This is a genomic window from Arthrobacter sp. 01L42 (assembly GCF_056400005.1).
In genome coordinates, this window is record NZ_JBFTSL010000021.1 from 1 (window position 1) to 23,526 (window position 23,526).

Genomic DNA, 23,526 nt, shown 5'->3' on the forward strand with positions numbered 1-23,526 from the left:
ATGTCGCCACCAAATGCCGGATCTTGATATCGGGGTGCATTTTGCTCATGACCCGAGCAAAACCGGTCCGAGTGTCCACGATGTCCTGAGACACACTGTCCACGATGTCTTGAGACAGAAACGTCCATTAAGTCATGAGACTCCACAGTCCTTATTCCAGTGCGATAAGGACCCTAAGTGATAGCGCATCCTTGGGTTAAAGCAGGCGGCGCTCGGCGGCCCAGCGGGTCAGCTCGTGGCGGCTGGAGAGCTGAAGCTTGCGCAGCACGGCCGAGACGTGGGTTTCAACGGTCTTGATCGAGATGAACAGTTCTTTGGCCACCTCCTTATAGCTGTAGCCGCGGGCGATAAGGCGCATCACTTCGAGCTCCCGCGCCGAGAGCTTGTCGAGCTCGTCGTCGGCGATGTCCGCGGGGGCCGTGCCGAACGCGTCCAGGACGAAGCCCGCCAGCCGGGGTGAGAAGACGGCGTCGCCGCCTGCCACGCGGCGGACAGCGCCGCTGATCTCCGCGCCGGAAATGGTCTTGGTGACATAGCCGCGCGCGCCGGCCCGGATCACGGACACCACATCTTCTGCCGCGTCGGAGACGCTCAGCGCCAGGAACCGCGTGGTGCCCAGCAGGGGCGCCGAGCCGGCCATGACCTCGCGTCCGCCGCCACCCCGGCCGCCGGGAAGATGAACGTCAAGGAGCACGACGTCGGGGCGCTGGACTGCGATGACGGCGATTGCCTCCTCCACCGTTCCGGCCTCCCCCGCGACGACGATGTCCGGGTCCAGGTCCGCCTTCAACCCGGAGCGGAAGATGGCGTGGTCGTCCACGATCACCACGCGAATCGGTGCGGGGTTTCCTTGCACAGGGTTTCCTGATGTTGGGCTGGTCACGGTTTGGCCTCTCCGTTGGCGTTGTTGGCGGCGGCCGAGGCAGTTCCGGCAGAGGCGGCGGCGACGGGCAGCCGGAGCCGCACTTCGGTGCCGTCCGGGCTGCTGGTGATCGCGGCGGTGCCGCCGTGGCGGTTCATCCGGCCGATGATCGATTCTCTGACGCCGAGCCGGTCCGGGGGAACGGAATCCGGATCGAAGCCCGGGCCCCTGTCCTTGACGAAAACTTCCGCGGCGGCGTCGGTGACTTCCAGGTAGACGGACACGGCGCCGCCGCCGTGCCGGGCGGCGTTCAGCATGGCCTCTCGGGATGCCTGGACGAGGGCCTCGTGGCGTTGGGTCATGGCGCAGTCCCCCACGCTGACCACCTCGACGGCGTTCCCCAGGGCGTCCTCGACCTCGGCTGCGGCGGCCTTGATGCCGTCGGACAGCTGGCCGGATTCCTTGTCGGCGTCCCGGTACAGCCAGCCACGCAGCTCGCGCTCCTGCGCGCGGGCCAGCCTGATGACGTCGTGCTCGTTGCCGGCCCGGCGTTGGATCAGGGCGAGGGTCTGCAGCACGGAGTCATGGAGGTGGGCGGCGATCTCGGCACGCTCGGTGGCGCGGACCCGCCCCGCGCGCTCTGTTTCCAGGTCGCGCCAGAACTTCAGCCCCCATGGCAGAAGCACCAGGGCCACGCCGCCGAGCACGGCCACCGAGGCCAGGAGGGCGAGCCAGGTCTGTTCCCAGGACCCCGAGCCGGACACCATGACCAGCACGCCGGCCACGACGAGGGCGAGCCCGGCCGCGAGGCGGGCCCAGCCACCGGCCTGGTTCGCTTTGGTCTTGTCCACGAGCCCCGCCCGGCGGGTCTCGTCCAGTTGCATCCAGGCGATCGCGGCACCGCCCAGGATCGCCGCGACCGGGATCAGGGTACCCAGCGGCACGTCAACCCCCAGGAGCCGGGCGATCAGGATCCCGGCGGCCAGCAACAGGCCCGCGCCCAGCAGGATCTCCTTGCCGAAGGGCATGCCGGAGACTTTGGACCGCCAGGACCCCGGCGCCGCCGTCGTTGGCGTTCCACTGGTTCCGGGGGCTCCCGGCATGCCGGGGGCGTCGGGCAGGTTTGCGACGCCTGGGGTGTCCGGGAAGCTCACTGCCGGAGCGATGGGCGACGCCGGGCGGCGGGCGTTGCGCCGGGCGTTTTCATCCGCCGTGGGGACCATGATCCAAAGCCAGGCGTAGAAGGCCACCCCGGCCCCGCCGGCGAGCGCAGCCACTGCCATGCCGATCCTGACCATGCGCACCGGCCAGCCCAGGTGGTTGGCGAGGCCCGCGCACACGCCGGCAATCACGCGGTCGCTGCTGCGGACCAGCGGCGGGCGGGCGGGCGCGGTTGTCATGCCTCAATCCAAGCACGGATCGGGGTTTCCCGGACGCGTTTGAGGGCCCAACCGGGGGCCACTCAGGGACCGTTCAGGGTGTTCCCCAGTAGAGGCCGGCGCCGGGAACGGGAAGGATCGAAGTATGAACCCGCACACTCCGCACCCCGATGAAGGCCCGGCCCCCGCAGACCGGCCGGCCACGGATCGATCCCACCCCGAACTTCCAGAACCGGGACTTCCAGAACCGGAACCTCCCGCCACGGATCTTCCGCACACTGAGCGTTCCGTCACGGACCTTCCGCATACGGAACGTCCCGACCCCGAACTTCCAGGCACGGGCCAGCCCGCTCCGGCCTTCTCCGGGCCGGGCGGCGCGCCGCCGGAGCCGCCGCGGCTTTACCCGCCCGGCGATCCGAATGGGCCGTTGCCCGGCCGGCAAACCCAGAATTTCTTCGACTGGATCCGCAGCCAGGGCATTTACCGCGGACGCGACCGCTGGATCGGCGGCGTGGCCAGCGGCATAGCCCACCGGCTCGGCGTCGATCCGCTGATTATCCGCGGCGTCCTGATCGTCCTGACCGTCTTCGCCGGAATTGGCGTTCTCGCCTACGGCCTGGCCTGGGCGTTGCTGCCCGAACCCGACGGCCGCATTCACGTCCAGGAGGCCGCCGCAGGGCGGTGGACGGCCGGCATGACCGGCGCGCTCATCACCTCGGTCATCGGTTTCCCCAGCCTGGGCACCGGGGTCTGGGGCTGGGACCGCTTCGGCTTCGGCGCCTTCGTCTGGACCGTCTTCTGGGTGGGCGGTGCCATCTACCTCGTCTACTACCTGACCCAACGCAACAAGATCCGGGACGGAGCCACTGGCATGCCATCGCGTTACGACTCAGGCAGCCCGGCCGGCGCCGCGGCTTTTGCGGCTGGCCCCCGCACCGCCGCCGGGCCGCAATCAGCAGGCAGCTTCCCGCAGGGCGGCGGCCGGACGTATGGCGACCCGGCTGACAGCTCTCGAGTCACCGGCACCGGCCCGGGCTGGGGTCCGCCTCCGCCGTCGGGACCCATTGCGTCCGGCCCGGTCCCGCCCGGTCCTGTTCCCCCAGGCGGCTACGGACCGGGGTACGGCGCCACACCGCCTGCACCGGCCGCGCGCAACCTTGGTCCGGGCGCTCCGGCGGTCGCCATCACCGTCGGCTCCGCCCTCCTGGTGGGCGGGGGCATCAAGGCCCTCGACGCCGCCAACGTGATCGATCTCGGCGATGCCGGCAACGCGCTGGTCTGGGCCTTCGGCGCGGCCATCCTGGGCCTCGGGATCCTGTTTGCAGGGCTGCGGGGCCGGACCTCCGGGATCCTGGGCTTCTTCGCGGTCGTGGCCCTGCTGATCGGCGCCATCTTCAGTGTGGTCCCGCACGGGGACCGGTTCCGCTTCCAGAACGCCGACTGGACGCCGGCGAGCATTCAGCAGGCCCAAGGCGGCTTCGAGATCACCGGCGGCGCCGGAACCGTGGACCTGACCAAGCTGGCGCTGAATCCGCCCCTGGGCTCCGACGTCGTAGTTCCGATCGACGCGACGGCCAGCAACCTCACCGTCGTCATCCCCGCCACCGTTCCGGTGCACGTCCAGGCGGACATGACCATGGGCAACCTCCACGACGGCAACCAGGACCGCGGCGGCATGACGACGCAGCAAAGCGACTACAACACCGCGAAGCCGGGCGCCCGGCTGGTCCTGGAGATCTCCGGCACCGTCAGCAACGTGACCATCAAGGAAGGCAACTGACATGAGCAGCTATGACGACTCGCCGCTGGCCGATGCCGGGCACGACCCCGAGGCGGGTTCGCCCGCCCGGGTGGGCACAGTGGTCTGGGGACTGACAGTGGTGGCATTGGCTGCACTGATCATCATTTCCCGGCTCGGCCTCGTGGCCCTCAACGGCACCTATGTGCTGATCGGCCTGATGATCGGGGCCGGGGGTGCCCTGGTCGTGGGTGGCCTGGTCTCGGCACGCAGGCGTGACAATAAGTCAACTACAGGGAAGTCTTGACCCATGGATAAATTCTTTGACACCATCCGGGGCCTCGGCCTGAAACGTGGTCCGCAGCGCTGGGTTGGCGGCGTTTGCGGCGGGGTTGCCGCCAAACTGAACGTTGATGTGGCCTATGTCCGGATCGCCTACCTGCTCCTGAGCCTGCTCCCTGGCCCGGCGTTCGTGGTCTACCTCGCGGCCTGGCTCCTCCTCCCGGACCAGCGCAACGCAATCGTCCTCGAAAGCTTCCTCTCGAAGCGTTCCTCCCGGCCCTGACATCCATCACAGGCCATCCGTCACAGGCCGGCCAATCACAGGCCGGCCCGGCCGCGCGGCCCGGCCCGGCGGCAACCTTCCCCGGTAGCTGCGCCGCACCACGAAAAGGTGCCCCCGCCATCATGGCGGGGGCACCTTTTGTAACCGTTTGTGTCCTGCCCCACACCCGCCACTAGACTCTAGGGTGAGCTCAGCGTGGCGCTCTGCCTGTACCCCTTCAAACCAGGATTTGAGCCAAGACATGAAAATTGGAATCCTCACCAGCGGCGGAGACTGCCCCGGCCTGAACGCCGTCATCCGTGGCGCCGTCCTCAAAGGAATCGCGGTCCACGGCCAGCAGTTCGTAGGATTCAAGGATGGCTGGCGCGGCGTTGTCGAGGGCGACATCGTGGAAATTCCCCGCACCATGGTCCGCGGCATCGCCAAGCAGGGCGGCACCATCCTGGGCACGTCCCGCACCAACCCGTTTGAGAACGGCGGCGGTCCCGAGGTCATCAAAGCCAACATGGACCGGCTCGGGATCGACGCCATCATCGCCATCGGCGGCGAGGGCACCCTGGCCGCCGCAAAGCGGCTCACCGACGCCGGCCTCAAAATCGTGGGCGTGCCCAAGACGGTCGACAACGACCTCGACGCCACGGACTACACCTTCGGCTTCGACACGGCCGTGGAAATCGCCACCGAGGCAATCGACCGGCTGCGCACCACCGGAGAGTCCCACCACCGCTGCATGATTGCCGAAGTCATGGGACGGCATGTGGGCTGGATCGCCTTGCACGCCGGCATGGCCTCGGGCGCCCACGCCATCCTGATCCCGGAGCAGAAGGCCTCCATGGAACAGATCGCCGAATGGGTCGTCTCCGCCCACGACCGTGGCCGCGCCCCGCTGCTTGTCGTCGCCGAGGGGTTTGTGCCCGAAGGCCAGGAGTCCCCGCATTCGGAGCGCGGCCTCGACACCTTTGGCCGGCCCCGCCTCGGCGGCATCGCCGAAATGCTTGCCCCCGAACTGGAGGCACGCACCGGCATCGAGACCCGCGCGACAGTCCTTGGCCACATCCAGCGCGGTGGCGTCCCGACGGCGTTCGACCGGGTCCTGGCCACCCGCCTGGGCATGGCCGCCATCGATTCGGTTGTGGAAAAGCGCTGGGGCACCATGGTGTCGCTGCACGGGACGGATATTGTGCACGTCGGTTTCGACGCCGCACTCGGCAACCTCAAGTCCGTACCGCAGAGCCGCTACGACGAGGCCGCAGTCCTCTTCGGCTAAGCGGACACCGGCGGGGTCCGGCTCGGGCGCGGCCCGCAGGGAAGAAGCGGGCGGGCAGCGCCGCAGCCAGGCAGGGGGCAGCCGGACGCGCGGCCGCGATGGGTAGGGTGGATTCATGACTCTTGAGCCCGGTTCAGCAGAAATTGTCCAGCTCGCATGGGCGCGCCGCCTGGGGTTCGACGACGGCGCCTTCGCGGCTGCCGCCGGCGTGAGGCTCACCCGGGCGGATGAGACAGCCCGGTCCCTGCAGTTCGTCCGCCTGTTCGGCAACTCCGCCCTGGTGGGCCCGCAGTGGGCGCTGGACGCCGCCGAGGGTCTCTCGGACGAGGAACTGGCCCAGCACGTGACGCTGCTGACCATCACCCGCGGGCACGGCGGCCACGGGCTCGGCGCCGCGGCACTCTTCTTCGCCGACGACCTCCCCCTGCAGCAGCCTGCCGGGGAGCTGACGGTCTCGCACGGGAACCCGGAAGCGATCGAACTGGAGACCTTCTGCCCGCCCGACGACGTCAACGAGGTGGGCCTCGCCGACCTGGAACACCGCTTCACCGTCCTGCATCTGGAAGACGGGCGGCGGACGCCCGTGGCCTGCGGGGCGTATGCCGAATGGGAAGGGCTCCTGGCCCATATGGGCGTTCTGGTCGCGCCCGAATGGCGGCGCCACGGCCTGGGCAAGCTGGCCGCCTCAGTAGCCGCCCACGAGGCCCTCGCAGCCGGACTGACGCTGCAGTGGCGTTCAGAAGTCAGCAACAAGGGGTCGCTGGCGCTGGTCCGGAGCCTGGGATTTTCCGCGGGCGGCATCCAGACCAGCGTGCTGCTGGGCTGATCCGGATGCCGCCAGGCTAGCCGCGCTCCGCGGCGGCCCTGTCCGTGTCTGCCCTGTCGGTGTCTGCCTTACCCGTGTCCGCTGCTGCGGCTGTGGCTGCGGCAGCATCTGGTTCGCCCCAGCCCTGGACCGGCTTGGGCTTGGCGAAGAACAGCGCCACGGCAGCGCCGAGCAGGATGACCGCCGCCGGCAGCAGGATGGACTGGCCCATCGCCGTCGAGAACCCCTCATGAAGCTCCGCCGGCAGGGCCCCGCCGAAGCCCATCGGGCTGGCGTCTGCGCCTGCTCCGGGCCGGGCGGGGAGCTCGGCCGCCAGCCGCGACTGGATCAGGACGGCGATGGCGGCGCTGCCGAGTACGGCGCCGATCTGGCGGGTCGTGTTGTAGACGCCTGAGCCGGCTCCGGCCTGCCGCGGCGGCAGGTTGCGTGTGACGGTGGAACTCAACGGCGCCCAGATGCCTGCATTGGCGAAGCCCAGCACTGCGCTCGGCAGCAGGAACAGCCAGATGGGGGTGTCCGGGTGCATGAGCAGGGCATTCCAGAACAGCGCCACGGACATCAGGACCAGGCCGGTCGCGGTGATGAATTTCGGGTTGACCTTGTCGATGATCCGGCCGACGACGGGGGCGAGCCCGCCCGAGATCAGCGCCATCGGCACCATCATGAGCGCCGACTGGGTCGGGGTCAGTCCGCGGACGATCTGGTAGTAGAAGATCAGCGGCAGGCTGAACGCGGTGACGGTGAAGCCCACCGTGGTGATCGCAATGTTGGCGAGCGAGAAGTTCCGGTCCTTGAAAAGGGACAGGGGCAGCAGCGGTTCACCCGTGTTGAACTTCTGCCACAGGACGAAGACCACCAGCACGGCGATGCCGCTGATGATCAGGCCCCAGACGGTGATGGGGCCGGCGATGGTGCCCCAGTCGTACGTCGCGCCCTCCTGGATGCCGAAGACCAGGAGGAACAGGCCGAGGGCGCTGAGCAGTACGCCGGGAATATCGAACTTGTGCGGGTGGGTGGTCAGCGAGGGCACGAAACGCTGGGCGAGGATGAAGCCGACAATCCCGACGGGAACGTTGATGAAGAAGATCCATTCCCAGCCGAGGCCGTCCACCAGCACGCCGCCGAGGATCGGGCCAACCAGCGTGGCGACGCCGGCCGTGGCACCCCAGATGCCCATGGCCGCTCCGCGGCGGTCTGGGGGGAAGATCCGGGTAATGACGGCCATGGTCTGCGGCGTCATCATCGCCGCGCCGAGGCCCTGGACCACACGGGCCGCGATGAGGATCTCGACGCTGCCGGAGAGGCCGCACCACAGCGATGCCACGGTGAAGACGACGAGTCCGGAGAGGTAGAGCTTTTTCGGACCGAAACGGTCCCCGAGCCGGCCCGTGATCAGCAGCGGCACGGCATAGGCGAGCAGGTAGGCGCTGGTGACCCAGATCACCGAGTTAATGTCAGTGTTGAGGCCCTCCATGATGCTGGGGTTGGCCACCGAGACGATGGTGGTGTCGATCAGGATCATGAAGAAGCCGATCACCAGGGACCAGAGTGCCGGCCATGGCCGGGCTACGTTTTCCATGCGGTTCCTTAGGGGCTGGTGTGAAACGGTGGATGGGCTGTGTGTGGGGGCGGCCGGGTCCCGGCCGCGGTCCTGCGCGGGGTTCACCACGGCAGTTCGCCGGAGCGGAGCTGGTCCTGGAGGCTGCGGATCCAGGCGATTTCGGCGCGCAGCGTGCTCTGCTGGAACTGGACATCGATCCAGTACTTGCGCTCCACGCCCTTCTTCGCGAGCAGTTCCTCGCCGGAGACCAGGAAGCCGAGCTGTTCCTCCAACGCCTGAAGGCGCCGGTCGAGGAGTTCGACGACGACGCCGGCGGGCAGGTTGTAGGCCTCGGAGACGGCCAGCGGGAAGGCCGGGTATTCGTTGACCGGGGCGGCGAGCATGTCCTGCAGCCACGTCGTGAACGCTTCGCGGCCGGCAGCCGAGATCGTGTAGGTGGTGCGCTCCGGACGGTTGCCTCCCCGGTCCGTTCCCGTGGCTGTGACCAGCCCCTGATCCTCGAGCCGCCCGACGGCGTGATAAAGCGTTCCTGGCCGCACCTTGACCAGCCGGTCCTCGTGCCGCGCGATCAGGAGCTGGTACATCTCGTAGGGATGCATCGGTTCTTCCACGAGCAGGGAAAGTGCGGCGACACCCAGGGGTGTCAATGCGGTTGCCCGGGCCATGGTGCACTCCTTCTCGGTTTAGCAGTGTTCTCTTCGGCCTAAACGGCAGTTACTCCACTAAAGATTATTCCACGTGGAGTATTTGAGGGCAATCCTCCCCAACCCGGGCCGGCCGCGCCCCGGCCCCAGGCGCGATTGGTCAGCCGAGGAGGGCCAGGATGTCCGTCCGGGCGAACATCTGCGCGGCGGCCCGCGCGGTGGGGGTGCCGGCGTCCGGGTCGGCCCCGGCGTCCAGCAGTTCCCGGGCCACGTCCGTGTAGCCCTTGAAGACAGCACCGGCCAGCGGGGTCTGGCCGCGGTCGTTCGGCGTGTTGGCGTCGCCGCCGTGGTCCAGGATCAGCCGGACAGTGCCGGCGTGGCCGTGGTAGGCCGCCAGCATCACCAGCGAGTCGCCGGAGGAGGTGGTCAGCGTGGCCGGGGCACCGGCGGCCAGGTAGCTGCCCAGCAGCGCGGAGTTGCCCTCGCGGGCGGCGTCGAAGAGCGCGTGCGCCAGCGCGAGTGTCTCGTCGTCGGGCGCGGCGCCCGGCTCGTTCACTTTGGACCCGCCGTTCATCGGGTGCCCCGCAGGAAGCCGGTCTGGCGGCCCACCACCTGGCCGGCGTCGGGGGCCACAATGACTTCCTGGGCCGCGGAGTACGGCTCGTCCCCGTCCACGACGGTCAGGACCTCGTCCGGGGCGACGGAGCGTTTGATCACGGCCAGGGCGACGGGGCCCATCTCGTAGTGCTGCGCCACGGAGGTCACGGTGCCCACCTTGCGCTCGCCCGCACGCACCTCGCTGCCGGCCGCGGGCAGGGTGTGCTGGGAACCGTCGAGCTGGAGGAACACGAGACGGCGCGGCGGGTGGCCCAGGTTGTGGACGCGCGCGATCGTCTCCTGGCCCTTGTAGCAGCCCTTGGCCAGGTGCACGGCAGTGCGGAGGAGGTCGAGCTCATGCGGGATGGTCTTGTCGTCCGTTTCCGCGCCCCACCGGGGCCGCCACGCCGCAATCCGCAGCGCTTCGGAGGCCATGGTGCCGGCGAGGGCACGGTCGCCCACGGTCGCGACCAGTTGGTCCGCGGGGACCAGGTACTCAAACCACGGCCGTTCCAGTCCTGGATGGGCGTCCTCGCCCACCACAGCGTAGGAGTAGCCGCCGGCGCCGACGTGCGGCCACGGGTCTTCCCAGGCCTGCAGCGCGTCCCATTCCGGGATGCGGTGCGTGGAGCCGAGTACGGCCCAGTCGGCGGAGACGTCCGCGATTTCGACCCGGAGCATGAATTTCATCTTGTTGAGCCATTCGGCGAGCGGGGCCGCCTCGGCTGCCTCGACGATCAGCCAGGTCGTGGCGCCGTCGTCCACCGCCCTGGCGTCAAATTCGATCCGGCCCTGCACGCTCAGCAACAGCAGTTCGGTGGACTGGCCAGGGGCCAGGGAAGTGAGCTGCTGGGAGGACAGCGTGTTGAGCCAGCTCAGGCGGTCCGGCCCGCTGACCGTCACCACGCCGCGGTGTGAGAGATCGACGACGGCGGTGCCGGCGGCCAGCGCCCGCTGCTCCCGGAGCGGCTCGCCGTAGTGGGCGGCGACGCCGGCATCGGCGCCGCCGGCCTCAACCGCGGCCGGGCGCGACAACAGGGGGCTTTTGATAGTCATATTGAAAGGAACGTCCTTAGCTCTGTGCGTATTCCGGCCCCGGCAGGTTCCGGCCCCGGCAGGGACAATCTGGCTCCGCCGGACTGTGGGGCAGGCCGGTCCTAGCGGTATTCCGGATTTTCAAAGTCGAAGCGGGTGCCCGCTTTCCAGGCGTCGGGCAGGTTTCCGTAGGCGGGAATGCCGCCCGCGTCCTTGAGCATGCGCGCCAGGTGCAGCATGTTCCAGGTCATGAAGGTGGTGTTGCGGTTGGTGAAATCGCTCTCCGGCCCCCCGGACCCCTGGTCAAGGTAGCTCGGTCCCGGCCCGACGGGACCGATCCAGCCGGCGTCGGCCTGCGGCGGGATGGTGAAGCCGACGTGCTGGAGGCTGTACAGGACGTTCATGGCGCAATGCTTGATGCCGTCCTCATTGCCGGTGATGAGGCAGCCGCCCACCTTCGGGTAGTAGGCCCACTGGCCCTTCGCGTTCAGCTGCCCGGAGTGGGCGTAGAGGCGCTCGATGAGCTTCTTCGTCTGCGAGGAGTTGTCCCCCAGCCAGATGGGCCCCGCGACGACGACGATGTCCGCTTCCTGGACGGCCGGGTAGAGTTCCGGCCACTCATCGGTGGCCCAGCCGTGTTCGCGCATGTCCGGGTAGACCCCGCTGGCGATGTCGTGGTCCACCGTGCGGATCACGCGGGTGCTGACGCCCTGCTTCTCCATGATCCGGCGGCTGACCTCGATCAGGCCCTGCGTGTTGGACACGTCCGGGGACTTCTTGAGCGTGCCGTTGAAGAACACGGCCTTGAGGTCGGCGTAGCTGGCGCTGCCGGGTGCTGTGCTGCCGGCTGAGCTGGTGACTGTGTCATTCACGGTATTTCTCCTGGGTCGATGGTGACAACGGAAAAATCAGTGAGACCGCGTAATTAGCCTGCTTTGGCGAGGATGGCCGATGCGTGGGCCTCCAGGCCGCCGCCCGCCGTAGAATTCTTGCCGGTGGCCACGTCCCAGCGCCACAGCAGGTTTCCTTCCACCAGCCCGAAGATCCGGGTGGCCGCCGTGTACTCCTTGGAGTGGCTGCCGCGCATCACCATGTCGGTGCTGAGCTGGATCTGGGGGCCCTTGATCTGGCCGTAGTACAGCTCCGAGATCCCGCCGGGATGGGCGATGGAGACCGAGATGTCGAAGCCGCCGTCGCTGTTGCGCAGGGCCTCCACCTCGTCGGCGCTCTTGAGCACCGGGACGATGTCCGCCGGGATCAGGCCGGGGCCGCCGTCCTCCTCGCGCTGCTTACGCTCCAGCGCCCAGAAGCCGGTCTCGACAGTGAGGGGACGCAGCTTCGTGCCCTCGTCGTCGGTCAGCCAGCTCTCGGCGCGGTACTGCAGGTACGGCAGGCCGTTGTGCGTAAACGAGACGTGTTGCAGGAAGTGCTCGGAGTCCTCGTCTCCAGCCCCCAGCCGGCCGCTGCCCTCCCACTCACCAATGAGCCAGGACAGCGGAACGATTTCGGGGGTCAGATCAGTAGGGATTTCAATCGGCACAGCATCTACCTCTGGAAGCTACGGGGTCTGGAACGTGTTACTTCTGGCCTTTGAAGAGGCGGTACACGACAAAGCCGGCAAACCACGCCATGGACAGGCTGGCCACGCCAAGCAGGACAAGGAAAAAGATCTCATATGCAAGTACGGACATGATGCCATCCTAACGCTTAGTAGATGAGTAGTTTGTCTATGAAGTAGGCCAGGGAACCGACAGCAGAAACCGGCCCGAGCCCCATGCCCACGGCCGCCAAAACATTAAGGCCTTCACCGTTGAGGATGACGAGGCGGCGGAAACTCACCAGCACCGCCCCCACGACGACGCCGACGAGGGCCGCCGGCAGCACGGCGATGTCGGAGAACACCAGGCCGGCGAGCGGCCCGGCAAGGCCGGCGCTCACGATGCCCAGCGGCGCCACGATCCGGTCCGGCCAGCGGATCAGCCCCGCCAGCAGCGCGATCGCCGAGCTGATGGCCGCCACGAGGATCATTTCGCGGACCCCGTTGAAGCGCGAACTCGCAATCCAGCCGGCGCCGAGGCAGGAGAGCAGGACACCCGCGCACGAGCCCAGGGTGGATTCGAGGCGCTGGGCCTGACCGGTGCCCCGGATCAGCTGCATGACGAAGATTGCCATGACCCCGACGGCCAGGAATGACGGCGTCCAGTCCAGGAAGCCCGGAGCCGGGAGATAGGTCGCAGCCACTGCCGACCCGACGCCGGGCAGGCCAATCAAGACCGCGAGGGTCTTCTTGGCGGGGATGCCGAGAAAGTAGGGCCAGCCGATACCGATGCCGGCGGCGGCGAGCGCCGCGACGGCCAGGAGGACCTCAGGCGAGGCATAGGCTCCGGCGACAATCGCCGCGAGACCGGCCAGGCCGATGATCCCGACGCTCCACGGCTTCACTGTCTGCTCGCCATCGGCAGACCCAGCATGGCCAGACCTTCGCTCACTGCGGACCCCAATTCGACTCGGCTCAATTTCGACGGGCCGCGGGCCCTGACGGTTCAATCCTGCCCTATGTGAACGGTATGTGTCGCAAAAGGAGGCGCCGGAGGTGACGGGACCATGGCCGGAATGGGGCCTTTAGGTATACTCAACATCAGCAACAAGACGCCCAACGATGCGCGGACACCCCTTGGAGGAACAATGTCGCACATCCTGCTATTGACGAACAGCACGGGAACATCCGTGGACGTCCTGCCTGCTCTGGAACTGCTGAACCACCGGGTGCATATCCTTCCGGCCGAGCCCACTGCCCTGCTCGAGACCGACCCCTGCGACATCGTCCTGCTCGATGCCCGCAAGGACCTGGTCGGCGCACGTTCCCTCACCCAGCTGCTCAAGGCCACCGGCCTCAGCGCCCCGTTGATGCTGATCCTCACCGAGGGCGGCATGGCCGCGGTGTCCTCGGCGTGGGCCGTGGACGACATCCTCCTGGAATCCGCGGGCCCGGCAGAAGTCGAGGCCAGGATCCGGCTCGGCGTCGCGCGCGCCGTTCCGGACAAGGAAGACGTGCCGACCGAAATCCGGGCCGCCGGCGTCGTGATTGACGAGGCCAGCTACACCGCACGGGTCAACGGCGCCGCGCTCAACCTGACCTTCAAGGAATTTGAACTGCTGAAATACCTGGCCCAGCACCCCGGCCGGGTGTTCACCCGCCAGCAGCTGCTGACCGAAGTCTGGGGCTACGACTACTACGGCGGCACGCGCACCGTGGATGTCCACGTCCGGCGGCTGCGGGCCAAACTGGGCGCCGACCACGAGAACCTGATCAGCACCGTCCGCAACGTCGGCTACCGCCTGACCCTGGTCCGCCAGCCCGAGGACGAACTGACCGAGGCCTGAGCGCGCCACGGCCGCCACAGCGCGGCGGCGCCGGTACGCAGGCACTGTACACAAGTACTGAACGCAGGCACTGAACGCAGAAGGCCCCGGACTCTGAAATCCAGAGTCCGGGGCCTTCTTGGTGCACCAAACCATCGGCACAAACTTTTCAGTATCTAGCAGTATTTCTCAGTGGAGGACATACGGGTCGAACGTATCGAGGCCACCCCAGTGGTGGATCCCCCTCGCATCTGGCTCAACGCCGGACGAGATAACGACTATACGCGGCCGTCCGCAGTTCGACAAAATCGGCCGCTGACCCCCATGCACCCGATAGCCTTGCACCATGAGCCCTGCGCACCCGGAAAACTGGCCCGTACACACTGAAAAAGGAACCGTGGACGCCGCGCTGCTGCGGGACGTCGCCGCCCTTGTCGCCGCGGCGGAAGAGTCAGACGGCAATCCGCCGTTGTCCGAACAGACCCTTGTCACGCTGCGCGCCGGTGATGCGGGCGAGCACTCGGTGCTTGCCCTGGCCCTCTATGCCCCTGACGACAAGTTGGATCCCGCGACGGCGCAGGACCTGGCCGGCGTCGCCGTCGTCATCGAGGAACCCGACGGCACCGGCATCCTCGAGGTCGCCGTCCATCCCAGCTACCGCAACCAGGGCGTGGGCGACCGCCTGCTGGGCGAACTGAAGACCGTCCGCGGCTTCGCCGGCCTGAAAGCCTGGTCCCACGGAAACCACGAGGCCGCGGCCGACCTCGCGGCCCGCTACGGCTACGGCGCCGTGCGTGAGCTGTGGAAGATGCGGTTGATGACGGCGGCAGCGGCCCTGCCGGAGGCCCAACTCCCGGACGGCGTACAGCTCCGCGCCTTCGTGCCCGGCCGGGACGAGGACGCCTGGCTGGCCGCAAACAAGGCCGCCTTCGCCCACCACCCGGAGCAAGGCAACATGACGCGGGCCGATCTGGACGCCCGGATGGCCGAACCGTGGTTTGATCCCGCGGGCTTCCTGCTGGCCGTCGACCCGGCGGACCGGCTCCTGGGATTCCACTGGACCAAGGTGCACCCCCGGCACGGCGACCACCCCGCAATGGGCGAGGTCTACGTGGTGGGCGTGACCCCCGATGCCCAGGGGTCCGGGCTGGGCAAGGCCCTCACGGTCGCCGGCATCAGGCATCTTCAGGACCTGGGGCTCCGCGCCGTCATGCTCTACGTCGATGCCGACAACACCCCCGCCGTCGCCCTCTACCGCCGGCTCGGATTCACCCGCTGGGATGTCGACGTGATGTACGCGCCGCTGCCGCAGCAGCCATCACCGGCCGCCGCTCCCGCGCCGGACGGCGTTAGTCAAGTCGGCGGATAACCGTCCCGGCCCGGGCCGAAACCTGGGGTCATCCGGCCATGATTGCTTGTAAGGTTGAAGCTACATCGCGCCAGCATTGAGGAGACACCATGCCACGGGATACCGCCCGGACATCCACGTCTGAACCAGCAACGCCGGAAAAGGGGACGCGTCCGGTACGTGCCCGCTTTGGCTCCTCCGAAGTGCCGGCCTCGCGCGCCACGCAGGACCGGATCGACATTCCGGAGTTCGCGCCGAACCTGGAACCGGAAGGCGACATCCGCCCCGACCGGTTCCTGGACCGGGAACTGAGCTGGCTTTCGTTCAACGCGCGGGTCCTGGAATTGGCCGAGGACCCCAACCTGTACCTGCTGGAGCGGGTCAGCTTCCTGTCCATCTTCGCCTCCAACCTGGACGAGTTCTTCATGGTCCGGGTGGCCGGGCTGAAGCGGCGGATCGCCACGGGGCTCGCCGTCCCCTCCCCTGCCGGGCTGAGCCCCATGCAGGTCCTGGAGCAGATCGGCGAGGAGGCCCACCGGCTGCAGCAGCGCCACGCCCGGGTCTACGCCGAACAGATCCGTCCGGCGCTGGCCTATGAGCACATCCACCTGATGCACTGGGAGGAGCTCGACTCGCAGGCCAAGGACCAGCTCAGCGCCATGTTCGCGGAAAAGGTTTTCCCGATCCTGACGCCGCTGGCCGTGGACCCGGCGCACCCGTTCCCCTACATCTCCGGGCTGTCCCTGAACCTCGCCGTGGTGGTCCGCAACCCGGTCAGCGACAAGGAGCTCTTCGCCCGTGTCAAGGTCCCTGACCAGCTCCCGCGCCTGATCTCCATCGACGGCGCCCGCGCCGGCTCCGTCCCGGGACGGGTGGCACGATTCATCGCGCTCGAAGAAGTGATCGCCGTGCACCTGGACCAGCTGTTCGCCGGCATGGAGGTCCTGGAACACCACATCTTCCGCGTGACCCGCAACGAGGACGTCGAGGTCGAAGAGGACGACGCCGAAAACCTGCTGCAGGCCTTGGAGAAGGAACTCCTGCGCCGCCGGTTCGGCCCGCCCGTCCGCCTTGAGGTCACCAATGACATCAACCCGAACATCCGTGCCCTGCTGATCCGCGAGCTCGGCGTCGAGGAATCCGAGGTCTACTCCGTGCCGGCGCCGCTGGACCTGCGCGGACTCTCGGTGATTGCCGGGATCGACCGGGCGGACCTGCACTACCCCAAGCACGTCCCGCACACCTCGCGCTACCTCAACGAATCGGAAACGTCCAAGGCGGCCAACGTCTTTGCCGCCATGCGGCGACGGGACATCCTCCTGCACCACCCGTACGACTCCTTCTCCACGTCGGTCCAGGCGTTCCTGGAACAGGCAGCCGCGGACCCCAAAGTCCAGGCCATCAAGCAGACCCTGTACCGCACTTCCGGTGACTCCCCGATTGTCGATGCCCTGATCGACGCCGCCGAGGCCGGCAAGCAGGTCCTGGCGCTCGTGGAGATCAAGGCGCGCTTTGACGAGCAGGCGAACATCTCCTGGGCCCGGAAACTGGAACAGGCCGGCGTCCATGTGGTGTACGGCATCGTGGGGCTCAAGACCCACTGCAAGCTCTCCCTCGTGGTCCGCCAGGAAGTGGACGGCCTGCGCCGCTACTGCCACATCGGCACCGGCAACTACCACCCCCGCACGGCCCGCTACTACGAGGATCTGGGCCTGCTGACGGCGAACGAACAGGTCGGCGAAGACCTGTCGAAGCTGTTCAACCAGCTCTCCGGCTACGCGCCGAAGTCCACGTTCAAGAGGCTGCTCGTGGCGCCGCGCTCGGTCCGTTCCGGGCTGATCGACAGGATCGAGACCGAGATCAGGAACGCCCGGGCCGGCATCCCCGCCCGCGTCCAGATCAAGGTCAATTCGATGGTGGACGAAGCCATCATCGATTCCCTGTACCGCGCGTCCCAGGCCGGGGTGCAGGTGGATGTCATTGTCCGCGGCATCTGCTCCCTGCGGCCCGGCGTTCCGGGCCTGAGCGAGAACATCACGGTCCGCTCCGTGCTGGGCCGCTTCCTGGAACACTCCCGCGTCTTCGCTTTCGCCAATGCCGGCGACCCGGTGGTTTACATCGGCTCGGCCGACATGATGCACCGCAACCTCGACCGCCGCGTTGAAGCCCTCGTGCAGCTGACGAGCGGCGACGACACGAGCTACGTCCTGGACTTACTCAACCGCTACATGGTGCCGGAAACCGCGAGTTGGCATTTGGACAAGCAGGGTGAATGGACCCGCCACCACCTGGCGGAAGATGGCCAGGACCTCAAGGACGTGCAGTCCTGGCTGCTCGCCTCCCGCTCGCGCCAGCGCTCGACCAGCCTGCGGTAGGGATCGTGAGTGTGAGCAGCGATGCACTGGTTGCGGACCAGGCTGACCAACCCGGCGAAGAGGTTTCCGTCACGGCGGCGGGCGCCATCCCCTGGCGCCTCAATTCGGTAAACAAGGACCAGCTCGAGGTCCTGCTGATCCACCGTCCGCGGTATGACGACTGGTCCTGGCCGAAGGGCAAAATCGACGCCGGCGAGACCATCCCGGAGTGCGCCGTGCGCGAGGTGGAGGAGGAGATCGGGCTCACCGCTCCGCTGGGGATCCCGCTCCCGCCCATCCGCTACCACGTGGCGGCTGGGCTGAAGGTGGTCCACTACTGGGCGGTCGACGTCGACGGCGCCGTCTTGATCCCGGACGGCACGGAAGTCGACAGCGTCATGTGGTGCCCGCCCGAGAAGGCCGCCCGCCTCCTGAGCAACCCGAGCGACATCGAGCCGCTTCAGCACCTGGTGAACGCCCACGACCGTGGGGAGCTGGCGACCTGGCCGCTGCTGATCGTGCGCCATGCGAAGGCCAAGCCCCGCTCGTCCTGGTCCAAGGCCGAGGGCGACCGCCCGCTGGCCGCCACCGGCATGCGGCAGGCGCAGTCGGTGGGGCGGCTCCTGCAGGCGTGGAAGCCCGGCCGGATCGTTTCAAGCCCGTGGCGCCGGTGCGTGGCCACCATCGCACCGTACGCCAAGGCGGCCGACGCCAAGGTCAAGCTCAACGAGGCCCTCACCGAGCACCGGCACGGCCGCAGCCCGCACAAGACGGCCGCCGTCGTCGAATCGCTGTTCGACAAGCAGCGGGCCGTGGCCGTGTGTACGCACCGCCCGGCACTGCCGACCGTCCTGAAGCAGCTCGGAAAGCACATGAACTCCCGCCTCCGGGATCTGCTGCCGTCCTCGGATCCGTATCTGGCGCCGGGCGAGATCATCGTGTGCCACGTGGCACACCACAGCAAGCACAAAATAGTTGCGGTGGAGCGGTTCAAGCCGTTCGACGACTGAGGTCCTTGACCCCGGGGGGGGCCCTAAGCCTAGTTTGTATCAATAGCTTGATACATTACTGCTGAATCTTGGGGGATTCCGTGCCGGTCCTGTTGAACGTGCCGCCGATGCTGTTGCTCGGCCCGGCGATCGCCGCCCTGCTGGTGTATGCCGTCCTGCGGTGGGTGATCTGGGCTCCCGGGACCGGAACGTCGCCGCAGACAGTATCGGAGCACGGGCTGTGGGTAGGTGTGATCGGCTGGCTCGCAAGCTCACTCCAGGGCGCCATGACCCTGGGCATCATCCCGGCCAATCCGTCAGCGTCCGCCGTGGTGGGCGCCGACTCGATCATCCCGGCGCTGGCATGGCCGGTCCTGGGCTGCCTGGGCGTGCATGCCCTGGGACAGGTCACCTACCCGGGTCCGCGGCGAATGCGGCGGCAGGCCGTGCTGTCCGTGCGGCGCATCAAAGACTTCCTGCCCCGCAGGCTGGCATTGACCACGGCTGCGATCTTCGTCTCGGCTGCCGCGGCCATCGCCCGGACTGCCACGCTGCCCGGGTTCGCGGCCGTGGCTCCCACTACGGTCAGCGACGGCGCGTACGGCTACTACAACAGCGGCGGCGACGGCCGTATCCCCGGACCGGAGGTGGCCGCATGGCTCGGCGGCGCCCTGCTGGTGCTGGCCGTCGGCACGTGGCTGGTTTTGTGGCTGATCGCCCGCCGCCGGCAACTGGAGGCCCTTGACGCGGCGGACAACGCTGTACTGCGGACCATCGCGATGAACCGGCTGCTGCGCACAGTGTCCACAGTGGCTGCCGGCTTGGCGGTCATCGCGGGGAACTTCGCGGCCCGTCCCGATCCGGCCCAGCAAACGGGATCGTGGACGAACTTCGCCGGCCTCGCGGCGACCGTGGTCCTGCTCGTGATGTGGTGGTGGCGGCCGCCTCGGCTTGCTTCCGCCGGGCTGGGCGTCCGGAACCGGCCGGAATCAGGGATCGCCGCCGGCCGCCAGCACCCGGCCGCCAGGCTGGTCTCCTCACTTGGAGCGCTCCTGGGCCTCGCGGCCGCCGTGCCGCTGGTCGCCGGAGCCTTCCTCGCCCCCGTGATCATGGCGGCCGCCGGCTACGGACTTGCGGGACTCGTGGCCGTGATGGGCACCTGCGTCCTGCTGGTCATCGCCGGAGGCGAGCTGGTCCTGCAGCGCAACTACGGAACGACGGAGGCGCCGCGCACCTGGCCCCGGCAGCCGGTTAGCCCGGCCCTGCTGACCACGGCGGTCCTGGCGCTGCTGGTCTTCCTGGCAGCCCTCGCCGTCACCGCCGCGGGACAGGCCCTGCTGGCCGAAGATCGCGGCTGGGTTCCGGTTGCACTGCTCACCGCCGGGACCTGCGTTGCCGCCCTGCCGGCGTTCCTCCGGGCCCGGTCCCGCCAGGGCGTCCGCGACGCCCCGCGCGGTCTGGACCCCGCGCTGCGAGCCATCACTGTCCACCGCGTCGTGCGGACCCTCGCCGCAACCCTCACGGCCCAGGCCGGTGTCCTCCTGCTGACCCAGACCAATGCCTGGGCGGCGGTGTTCGGGCCGGACGCGTTCGGCGACGCCGTCGATCCGGCCGCCGGATCGTGGTGGCCGGCGACCCTGGCAGGCGCTGTCCTGGCCGCCAGTGCCGTGGTCATCGCCGTCATCCCCGTGGGCGGCCTGGCCCGGAAGACCCCCGCTCCCCTGCCGCGGAAGGAAGTCGCCGCGTGACGGCGGGCATCGCCGTCAACCTGCGTTCGCCAGTTCCCCCCTTCGAGCAGATCCGGACGCAGATCGCCTCCCTCATCAGCGCCGGGACGCTGGCAGCGGGAACCCGGCTGCCGACCGTCCGCAGCCTCGCGTCGGACTTGGGCCTCGCGGCCGGGACAGTCGCGCGGGCCTACAAGGAACTCGAACTGGCCGGACTGGTCGAAACCCGGCGGCGCAACGGCACGGTGGTCGCCGGCAGCCAGCCGATCCTGACCCCGCCCGCACCTCCGCCGGGCACGGTCCCGGTGGAGGTGATCGCCGCCGTCGACCGCTGCATTGCGGAAGGCCGCACTGCCGGGCTCGACGACGCGGCACTGCTGGCGATCCTGCGGGCGAGGCAGGGAGGGTCACACAAATAAGGAGAGCCAGCGAGTTCTCAGTAGACTGGAACGGTGAGCATCCCTACGCCCTATGAAGACCTCCTGCGCGACGTCCTCGAGCACGGCACGCACAAATCGGACCGCACCGGTACCGGCACCCTGAGCGTTTTTGGCCGCCAGCTCCGCTTTGACTTGAGCAAGAGCTTCCCGCTGATCACCACCAAGCGGGTGCATTTCAAGTCCGTGGCGGTGGAGCTGCTTTGGTTCCTCCGCGGCGACACGAACGTCAAATGGATGCAGGACCAGGGCGTCACCATCTGGGACGAATGGGCCGACGCCGACGGCGAACTCGGTCCCGTTTACGGGGTCCAGTGGCGTTCCTGGCCCACGCCCGACGGCGGGCACATCGACCAGATCGCCGAGCTCATCGAGAACCTGAAGTCCAACCCGGATTCGCGCCGGCACATCGTCTCGGCCTGGAACGTCTCCGAACTCAAGGACATGGCCCTGCCCCCGTGCCACGCGTTCTTCCAGTTCTACGTGGCGGACGGCAAGCTTTCGTGCCAGCTGTACCAGCGGTCGGCGGACACCTTCCTGGGCGTGCCCTTCAACATCGCGTCCTACGCCCTGCTGACACGCATGATCGCGCAGCAGACCGGCCTGGAACCGGGCGAATTCGTCTGGACCGGCGGGGATGTCCACATCTACGACAACCACATGGACCAGGTCCTCAAGCAGCTCGCCCGCGAGCCCTACGACTACCCCCAGCTGAACATCACCCGAAAGCCGGACTCCATCTTCGACTACACCCTCGAGGACTTCGAGGTGGTCGGCTACCAGCACCACCCGACGATTAAGGCCCCGATAGCCGTATGAGCAACGACAATACCGCGGGCGTGCAGCCCGGCGATTTCACGGAACAACTTCGAGCGTCCACCACTGGCCTCGGGCTCGTCTGGGCCCAGACCAGCACCGGGGTGATCGGCAAGGCCGGTGACATGCCGTGGCACCTGCCCGAGGACATGTCGCACTTCAGCCGCCTCACCACCGGCCACCCGGTCATCATGGGACGCAAGACCTGGGAATCATTCCCGGACAAGTACCGCCCCCTGCCCGGCCGGACGAACATCGTCATCACCCGCCAGGCCACCTGGCAGGACACCCCGGGCGCGGAAGGCGCCGTCGCCGTCGCGTCGCTCGATGACGCCTTGCTTGAATCCCAGTTCGTGGCCGGCCATGAGACCGTGTGGATCATCGGCGGCGGCGAAATCTTTGCCCAGTCCCTGGACCTTGCCGACGTCGCCGTCGTCACCACCATCGACACCAACGCCGAAGGGGACACCTTCGCTCCGGAACTCGGCTACGACTGGACCGTCTCGGCCAGCCTCCCGGCCAACGGCTGGCTGACCTCCGCCAACGGCACCCGCTACCGGATCACGCTGTGGCGCCGGACGGAGGCCAAGTAATGCTGAGGAAGCCCGAGACCCTCTTTGTCCTGGGGTACATGCTCCTGCCCCTGCTCGCACTGCTCTCCGCGGTCGTGGGATTGACCATGATCCTGGGCGGCAACAAGATCCTCGGGGCGATCGTGCTGGTGGTGGTGACCCAGGTCTTCACGTTCGGGGCGGTTTTCGCGCTGCGCCGGCGCAAGGCGGCACTGCTGGAAGAGCCCCGCGGCGACTATAACGCGTGACGTAACCGACTGCGCCGGGCGGGCCGTGAAGTCTAAACTGGGCCCATGACTACAGCAGCTACCCCGTCCGTCGGCCTGGTTGGTTGGCGTGGCATGGTCGGTTCCGTCCTCATGCAGCGCATGCAGGATGAGGGCGACTTCGCCAACATCAACCCGGTCTTCTTCTCCACCTCGAACGCGGGCGGTGCCGCCCCGGCCCTGGCCGGCGCCGCTGCGGGCGCCGCCGGCAAGCTTGAGGACGCGTTCGACCTCGAGACCCTGGCGAAGCTGCCCATTATTGTCACCGCCCAGGGCGGGGACTACACCAAGCAGGTCCACGGCGAGCTCCGCAGCCGCGGCTGGGACGGCCTCTGGATCGATGCCGCCTCCACGCTGCGCATGAATGAGGATTCCATCATCGTGCTGGACCCCATCAACCGGGACGTCATCGACGCCGGCCTCTCCGGCGGGGTGAAGGACTACGTCGGCGGCAACTGCACCGTGTCCTGCATGCTGATGGGCCTGGGCGGGCTGTTCAAGAACGACCTGGTCGAATGGGGCACGTCCATGACGTACCAGGCGGCCTCCGGCGGCGGGGCGCGCCACATGCGTGAACTGCTGAACCAGTTCGGCAGCCTCAACGCCGAGGTCAGCACCGAACTGGACGACCCGGCGTCGGCGATCCTCGAGATCGACCGCAAGGTCCTGGCACACCAGCGCGCCGGCATCGACGCCACACAGTTCGGCGTTCCGCTGGCCGGTTCGCTGATCCCCTGGATCGACGCGGACCTCGGCAACGGCCAGTCCAAGGAGGAATGGAAGGCCGGGGTGGAGACGAACAAGATTCTTGGCACCTCCGCCGCGAACCGCGTCGTCATGGACGGCCTGTGCATCCGGATCGGTGCGATGCGCTCCCACTCCCAGGCCCTGACCCTGAAGCTGCGCGAGGACCTCCCGGTCGCCGAGATCGAGAAGCTCGTGGACGCGGACAACCAGTGGGCCCGCGTGGTGCCAAACACCAAGGAAGCCTCGATGGCCGAGCTCACGCCCGTGGCGGCGTCCGGCACCCTGGACATTCCGGTGGGCCGGATCCGCAAGCTCGAGATGGGTCCGCAGTACATCAGCGCGTTCACGGTGGGCGACCAGCTGCTGTGGGGCGCCGCGGAGCCGCTGCGGCGCATGCTCCGCATCGCCACCGGAAACCTGTAGGAGCCCGTCC

General features: G+C 68.1%; 24 protein-coding genes. 15 read left to right on the forward strand and 9 right to left on the reverse strand.

Annotated features, from left to right (window positions below; all coding sequences use genetic code 11):
• Nucleotides 1-196: 196 nt before the first annotated feature.
• Nucleotides 197-856, reverse strand: coding sequence for a LuxR C-terminal-related transcriptional regulator (locus AC1DN2_RS17285; protein ID WP_476851308.1), 660 nt, complete (start codon nucleotides 854-856; stop codon nucleotides 197-199).
• A 23-nt stretch (nucleotides 857-879) separates the two neighbouring features.
• Nucleotides 880-2,262, reverse strand: coding sequence for an ATP-binding protein (locus AC1DN2_RS17290; protein WP_476851309.1), 1,383 nt, complete (start codon nucleotides 2,260-2,262; stop codon nucleotides 880-882).
• A gap of 124 nt (nucleotides 2,263-2,386) precedes the next feature.
• Between AC1DN2_RS17290 and AC1DN2_RS17295 the strand changes: the two genes are divergently transcribed.
• The 5 genes from AC1DN2_RS17295 (at nucleotide 2,387) to AC1DN2_RS17315 (ending at nucleotide 6,637) form a co-directional block, all read left to right on the forward strand.
• Nucleotides 2,387-4,021, forward strand: coding sequence for a PspC domain-containing protein (locus tag AC1DN2_RS17295; RefSeq protein WP_476851310.1), 1,635 nt, complete (start codon nucleotides 2,387-2,389; stop codon nucleotides 4,019-4,021).
• A 1-nt stretch (nucleotide 4,022) separates the two neighbouring features.
• Nucleotides 4,023-4,286 (forward strand): hypothetical protein, encoded by a 264-nt coding sequence (locus tag AC1DN2_RS17300; RefSeq protein ID WP_028276533.1) that lies wholly within the window; start codon nucleotides 4,023-4,025, stop codon nucleotides 4,284-4,286.
• Nucleotides 4,287-4,289: 3 nt separating this feature from the next.
• Nucleotides 4,290-4,544, forward strand: coding sequence for a PspC domain-containing protein (locus AC1DN2_RS17305; RefSeq protein ID WP_476851311.1), 255 nt, complete (start codon nucleotides 4,290-4,292; stop codon nucleotides 4,542-4,544).
• Between the two features lie 241 nt (nucleotides 4,545-4,785).
• The gene (locus tag AC1DN2_RS17310; RefSeq protein WP_018773638.1) at nucleotides 4,786-5,811 is read left to right on the forward strand and encodes a 6-phosphofructokinase; all 1,026 of its coding nucleotides are present in this window, start codon (nucleotides 4,786-4,788) and stop codon (nucleotides 5,809-5,811) included.
• Nucleotides 5,812-5,926: 115 nt separating this feature from the next.
• Nucleotides 5,927-6,637 carry a GNAT family N-acetyltransferase gene (locus AC1DN2_RS17315; RefSeq protein ID WP_476851312.1) on the forward strand — a complete coding sequence of 237 codons (711 nt, stop codon included), beginning with the start codon at nucleotides 5,927-5,929 and terminating at the stop codon, nucleotides 6,635-6,637.
• Between the two features lie 16 nt (nucleotides 6,638-6,653).
• Here AC1DN2_RS17315 and AC1DN2_RS17320 read toward each other — a convergent pair whose 3' ends face one another.
• The 7 genes from AC1DN2_RS17320 to AC1DN2_RS17350 form a co-directional block, all read right to left on the reverse strand.
• The gene (locus tag AC1DN2_RS17320; RefSeq protein WP_476851313.1) at nucleotides 6,654-8,216 is read right to left on the reverse strand and encodes an MFS transporter; all 1,563 of its coding nucleotides are present in this window, start codon (nucleotides 8,214-8,216) and stop codon (nucleotides 6,654-6,656) included.
• 83 nt (nucleotides 8,217-8,299) lie between these two features.
• Entirely contained in the window at nucleotides 8,300-8,863 is a 564-nt protein-coding gene (locus AC1DN2_RS17325; RefSeq protein ID WP_476851314.1) for a PadR family transcriptional regulator, read from the reverse strand.
• A gap of 139 nt (nucleotides 8,864-9,002) precedes the next feature.
• A complete protein-coding gene (locus tag AC1DN2_RS17330; protein WP_028276529.1) occupies nucleotides 9,003-9,398 on the reverse strand; it encodes an ankyrin repeat domain-containing protein in 396 nt (131 codons plus the stop codon).
• Between the two features lie 14 nt (nucleotides 9,399-9,412).
• Nucleotides 9,413-10,495, reverse strand: coding sequence for a CAF17-like 4Fe-4S cluster assembly/insertion protein YgfZ (ygfZ, locus tag AC1DN2_RS17335; RefSeq protein WP_476851315.1), 1,083 nt, complete (start codon nucleotides 10,493-10,495; stop codon nucleotides 9,413-9,415).
• Between the two features lie 101 nt (nucleotides 10,496-10,596).
• Nucleotides 10,597-11,346 carry a flavodoxin family protein gene (locus tag AC1DN2_RS17340; protein ID WP_476851316.1) on the reverse strand — a complete coding sequence of 250 codons (750 nt, stop codon included), beginning with the start codon at nucleotides 11,344-11,346 and terminating at the stop codon, nucleotides 10,597-10,599.
• 53 nt (nucleotides 11,347-11,399) lie between these two features.
• Nucleotides 11,400-12,014, reverse strand: a complete 615-nt coding sequence (locus AC1DN2_RS17345) for a nitrobindin family protein (protein WP_476851317.1) — start codon at nucleotides 12,012-12,014, stop codon at nucleotides 11,400-11,402.
• Between the two features lie 167 nt (nucleotides 12,015-12,181).
• Complete coding sequence (locus AC1DN2_RS17350) at nucleotides 12,182-12,916, reverse strand: permease (protein ID WP_223913795.1); 735 nt, start codon at nucleotides 12,914-12,916, stop codon at nucleotides 12,182-12,184.
• A gap of 243 nt (nucleotides 12,917-13,159) precedes the next feature.
• Here AC1DN2_RS17350 and AC1DN2_RS17355 point away from each other — a divergent pair, with 243 nt between their 5' ends.
• The 10 genes from AC1DN2_RS17355 to asd all read left to right on the forward strand — a co-directional run bounded on the left by AC1DN2_RS17355 (nucleotide 13,160) and on the right by asd (nucleotide 23,516).
• Nucleotides 13,160-13,858 (forward strand): winged helix-turn-helix transcriptional regulator, encoded by a 699-nt coding sequence (locus AC1DN2_RS17355; RefSeq protein ID WP_277526303.1) that lies wholly within the window; start codon nucleotides 13,160-13,162, stop codon nucleotides 13,856-13,858.
• 325 nt (nucleotides 13,859-14,183) lie between these two features.
• A complete protein-coding gene (gene mshD, locus AC1DN2_RS17360) occupies nucleotides 14,184-15,206 on the forward strand; it encodes a mycothiol synthase (RefSeq protein WP_476851318.1) in 1,023 nt (340 codons plus the stop codon).
• 89 nt (nucleotides 15,207-15,295) lie between these two features.
• Entirely contained in the window at nucleotides 15,296-17,560 is a 2,265-nt protein-coding gene (locus tag AC1DN2_RS17365; RefSeq protein ID WP_476851319.1) for an RNA degradosome polyphosphate kinase, read from the forward strand.
• 11 nt (nucleotides 17,561-17,571) lie between these two features.
• Complete coding sequence (locus AC1DN2_RS17370; RefSeq protein WP_476851320.1) at nucleotides 17,572-18,549, forward strand: NUDIX hydrolase; 978 nt, start codon at nucleotides 17,572-17,574, stop codon at nucleotides 18,547-18,549.
• Nucleotides 18,550-18,629: 80 nt separating this feature from the next.
• Complete coding sequence (locus AC1DN2_RS17375) at nucleotides 18,630-20,276, forward strand: hypothetical protein (protein ID WP_476851321.1); 1,647 nt, start codon at nucleotides 18,630-18,632, stop codon at nucleotides 20,274-20,276.
• Nucleotides 20,273-20,674: a GntR family transcriptional regulator gene (locus AC1DN2_RS17380; RefSeq protein ID WP_476851322.1), complete on the forward strand. Its 402-nt coding sequence runs from the start codon at nucleotides 20,273-20,275 to the stop codon at nucleotides 20,672-20,674. The genes AC1DN2_RS17375 and AC1DN2_RS17380 overlap by 4 nt, the downstream gene beginning before the upstream one ends.
• A gap of 33 nt (nucleotides 20,675-20,707) precedes the next feature.
• The gene (locus AC1DN2_RS17385; protein WP_079550143.1) at nucleotides 20,708-21,511 is read left to right on the forward strand and encodes a thymidylate synthase; all 804 of its coding nucleotides are present in this window, start codon (nucleotides 20,708-20,710) and stop codon (nucleotides 21,509-21,511) included.
• Nucleotides 21,508-22,101 (forward strand): dihydrofolate reductase, encoded by a 594-nt coding sequence (locus tag AC1DN2_RS17390; protein WP_476851323.1) that lies wholly within the window; start codon nucleotides 21,508-21,510, stop codon nucleotides 22,099-22,101. Before AC1DN2_RS17385 ends, AC1DN2_RS17390 begins: the two co-directional genes overlap by 4 nt.
• Complete coding sequence (locus tag AC1DN2_RS17395; protein ID WP_028276519.1) at nucleotides 22,101-22,328, forward strand: NF038396 family protein; 228 nt, start codon at nucleotides 22,101-22,103, stop codon at nucleotides 22,326-22,328. Before AC1DN2_RS17390 ends, AC1DN2_RS17395 begins: the two co-directional genes overlap by 1 nt.
• A 45-nt stretch (nucleotides 22,329-22,373) precedes the next feature.
• Entirely contained in the window at nucleotides 22,374-23,516 is a 1,143-nt protein-coding gene (gene asd / locus AC1DN2_RS17400; RefSeq protein WP_043435910.1) for an aspartate-semialdehyde dehydrogenase, read from the forward strand.
• Nucleotides 23,517-23,526: the final 10 nt, after the last annotated feature.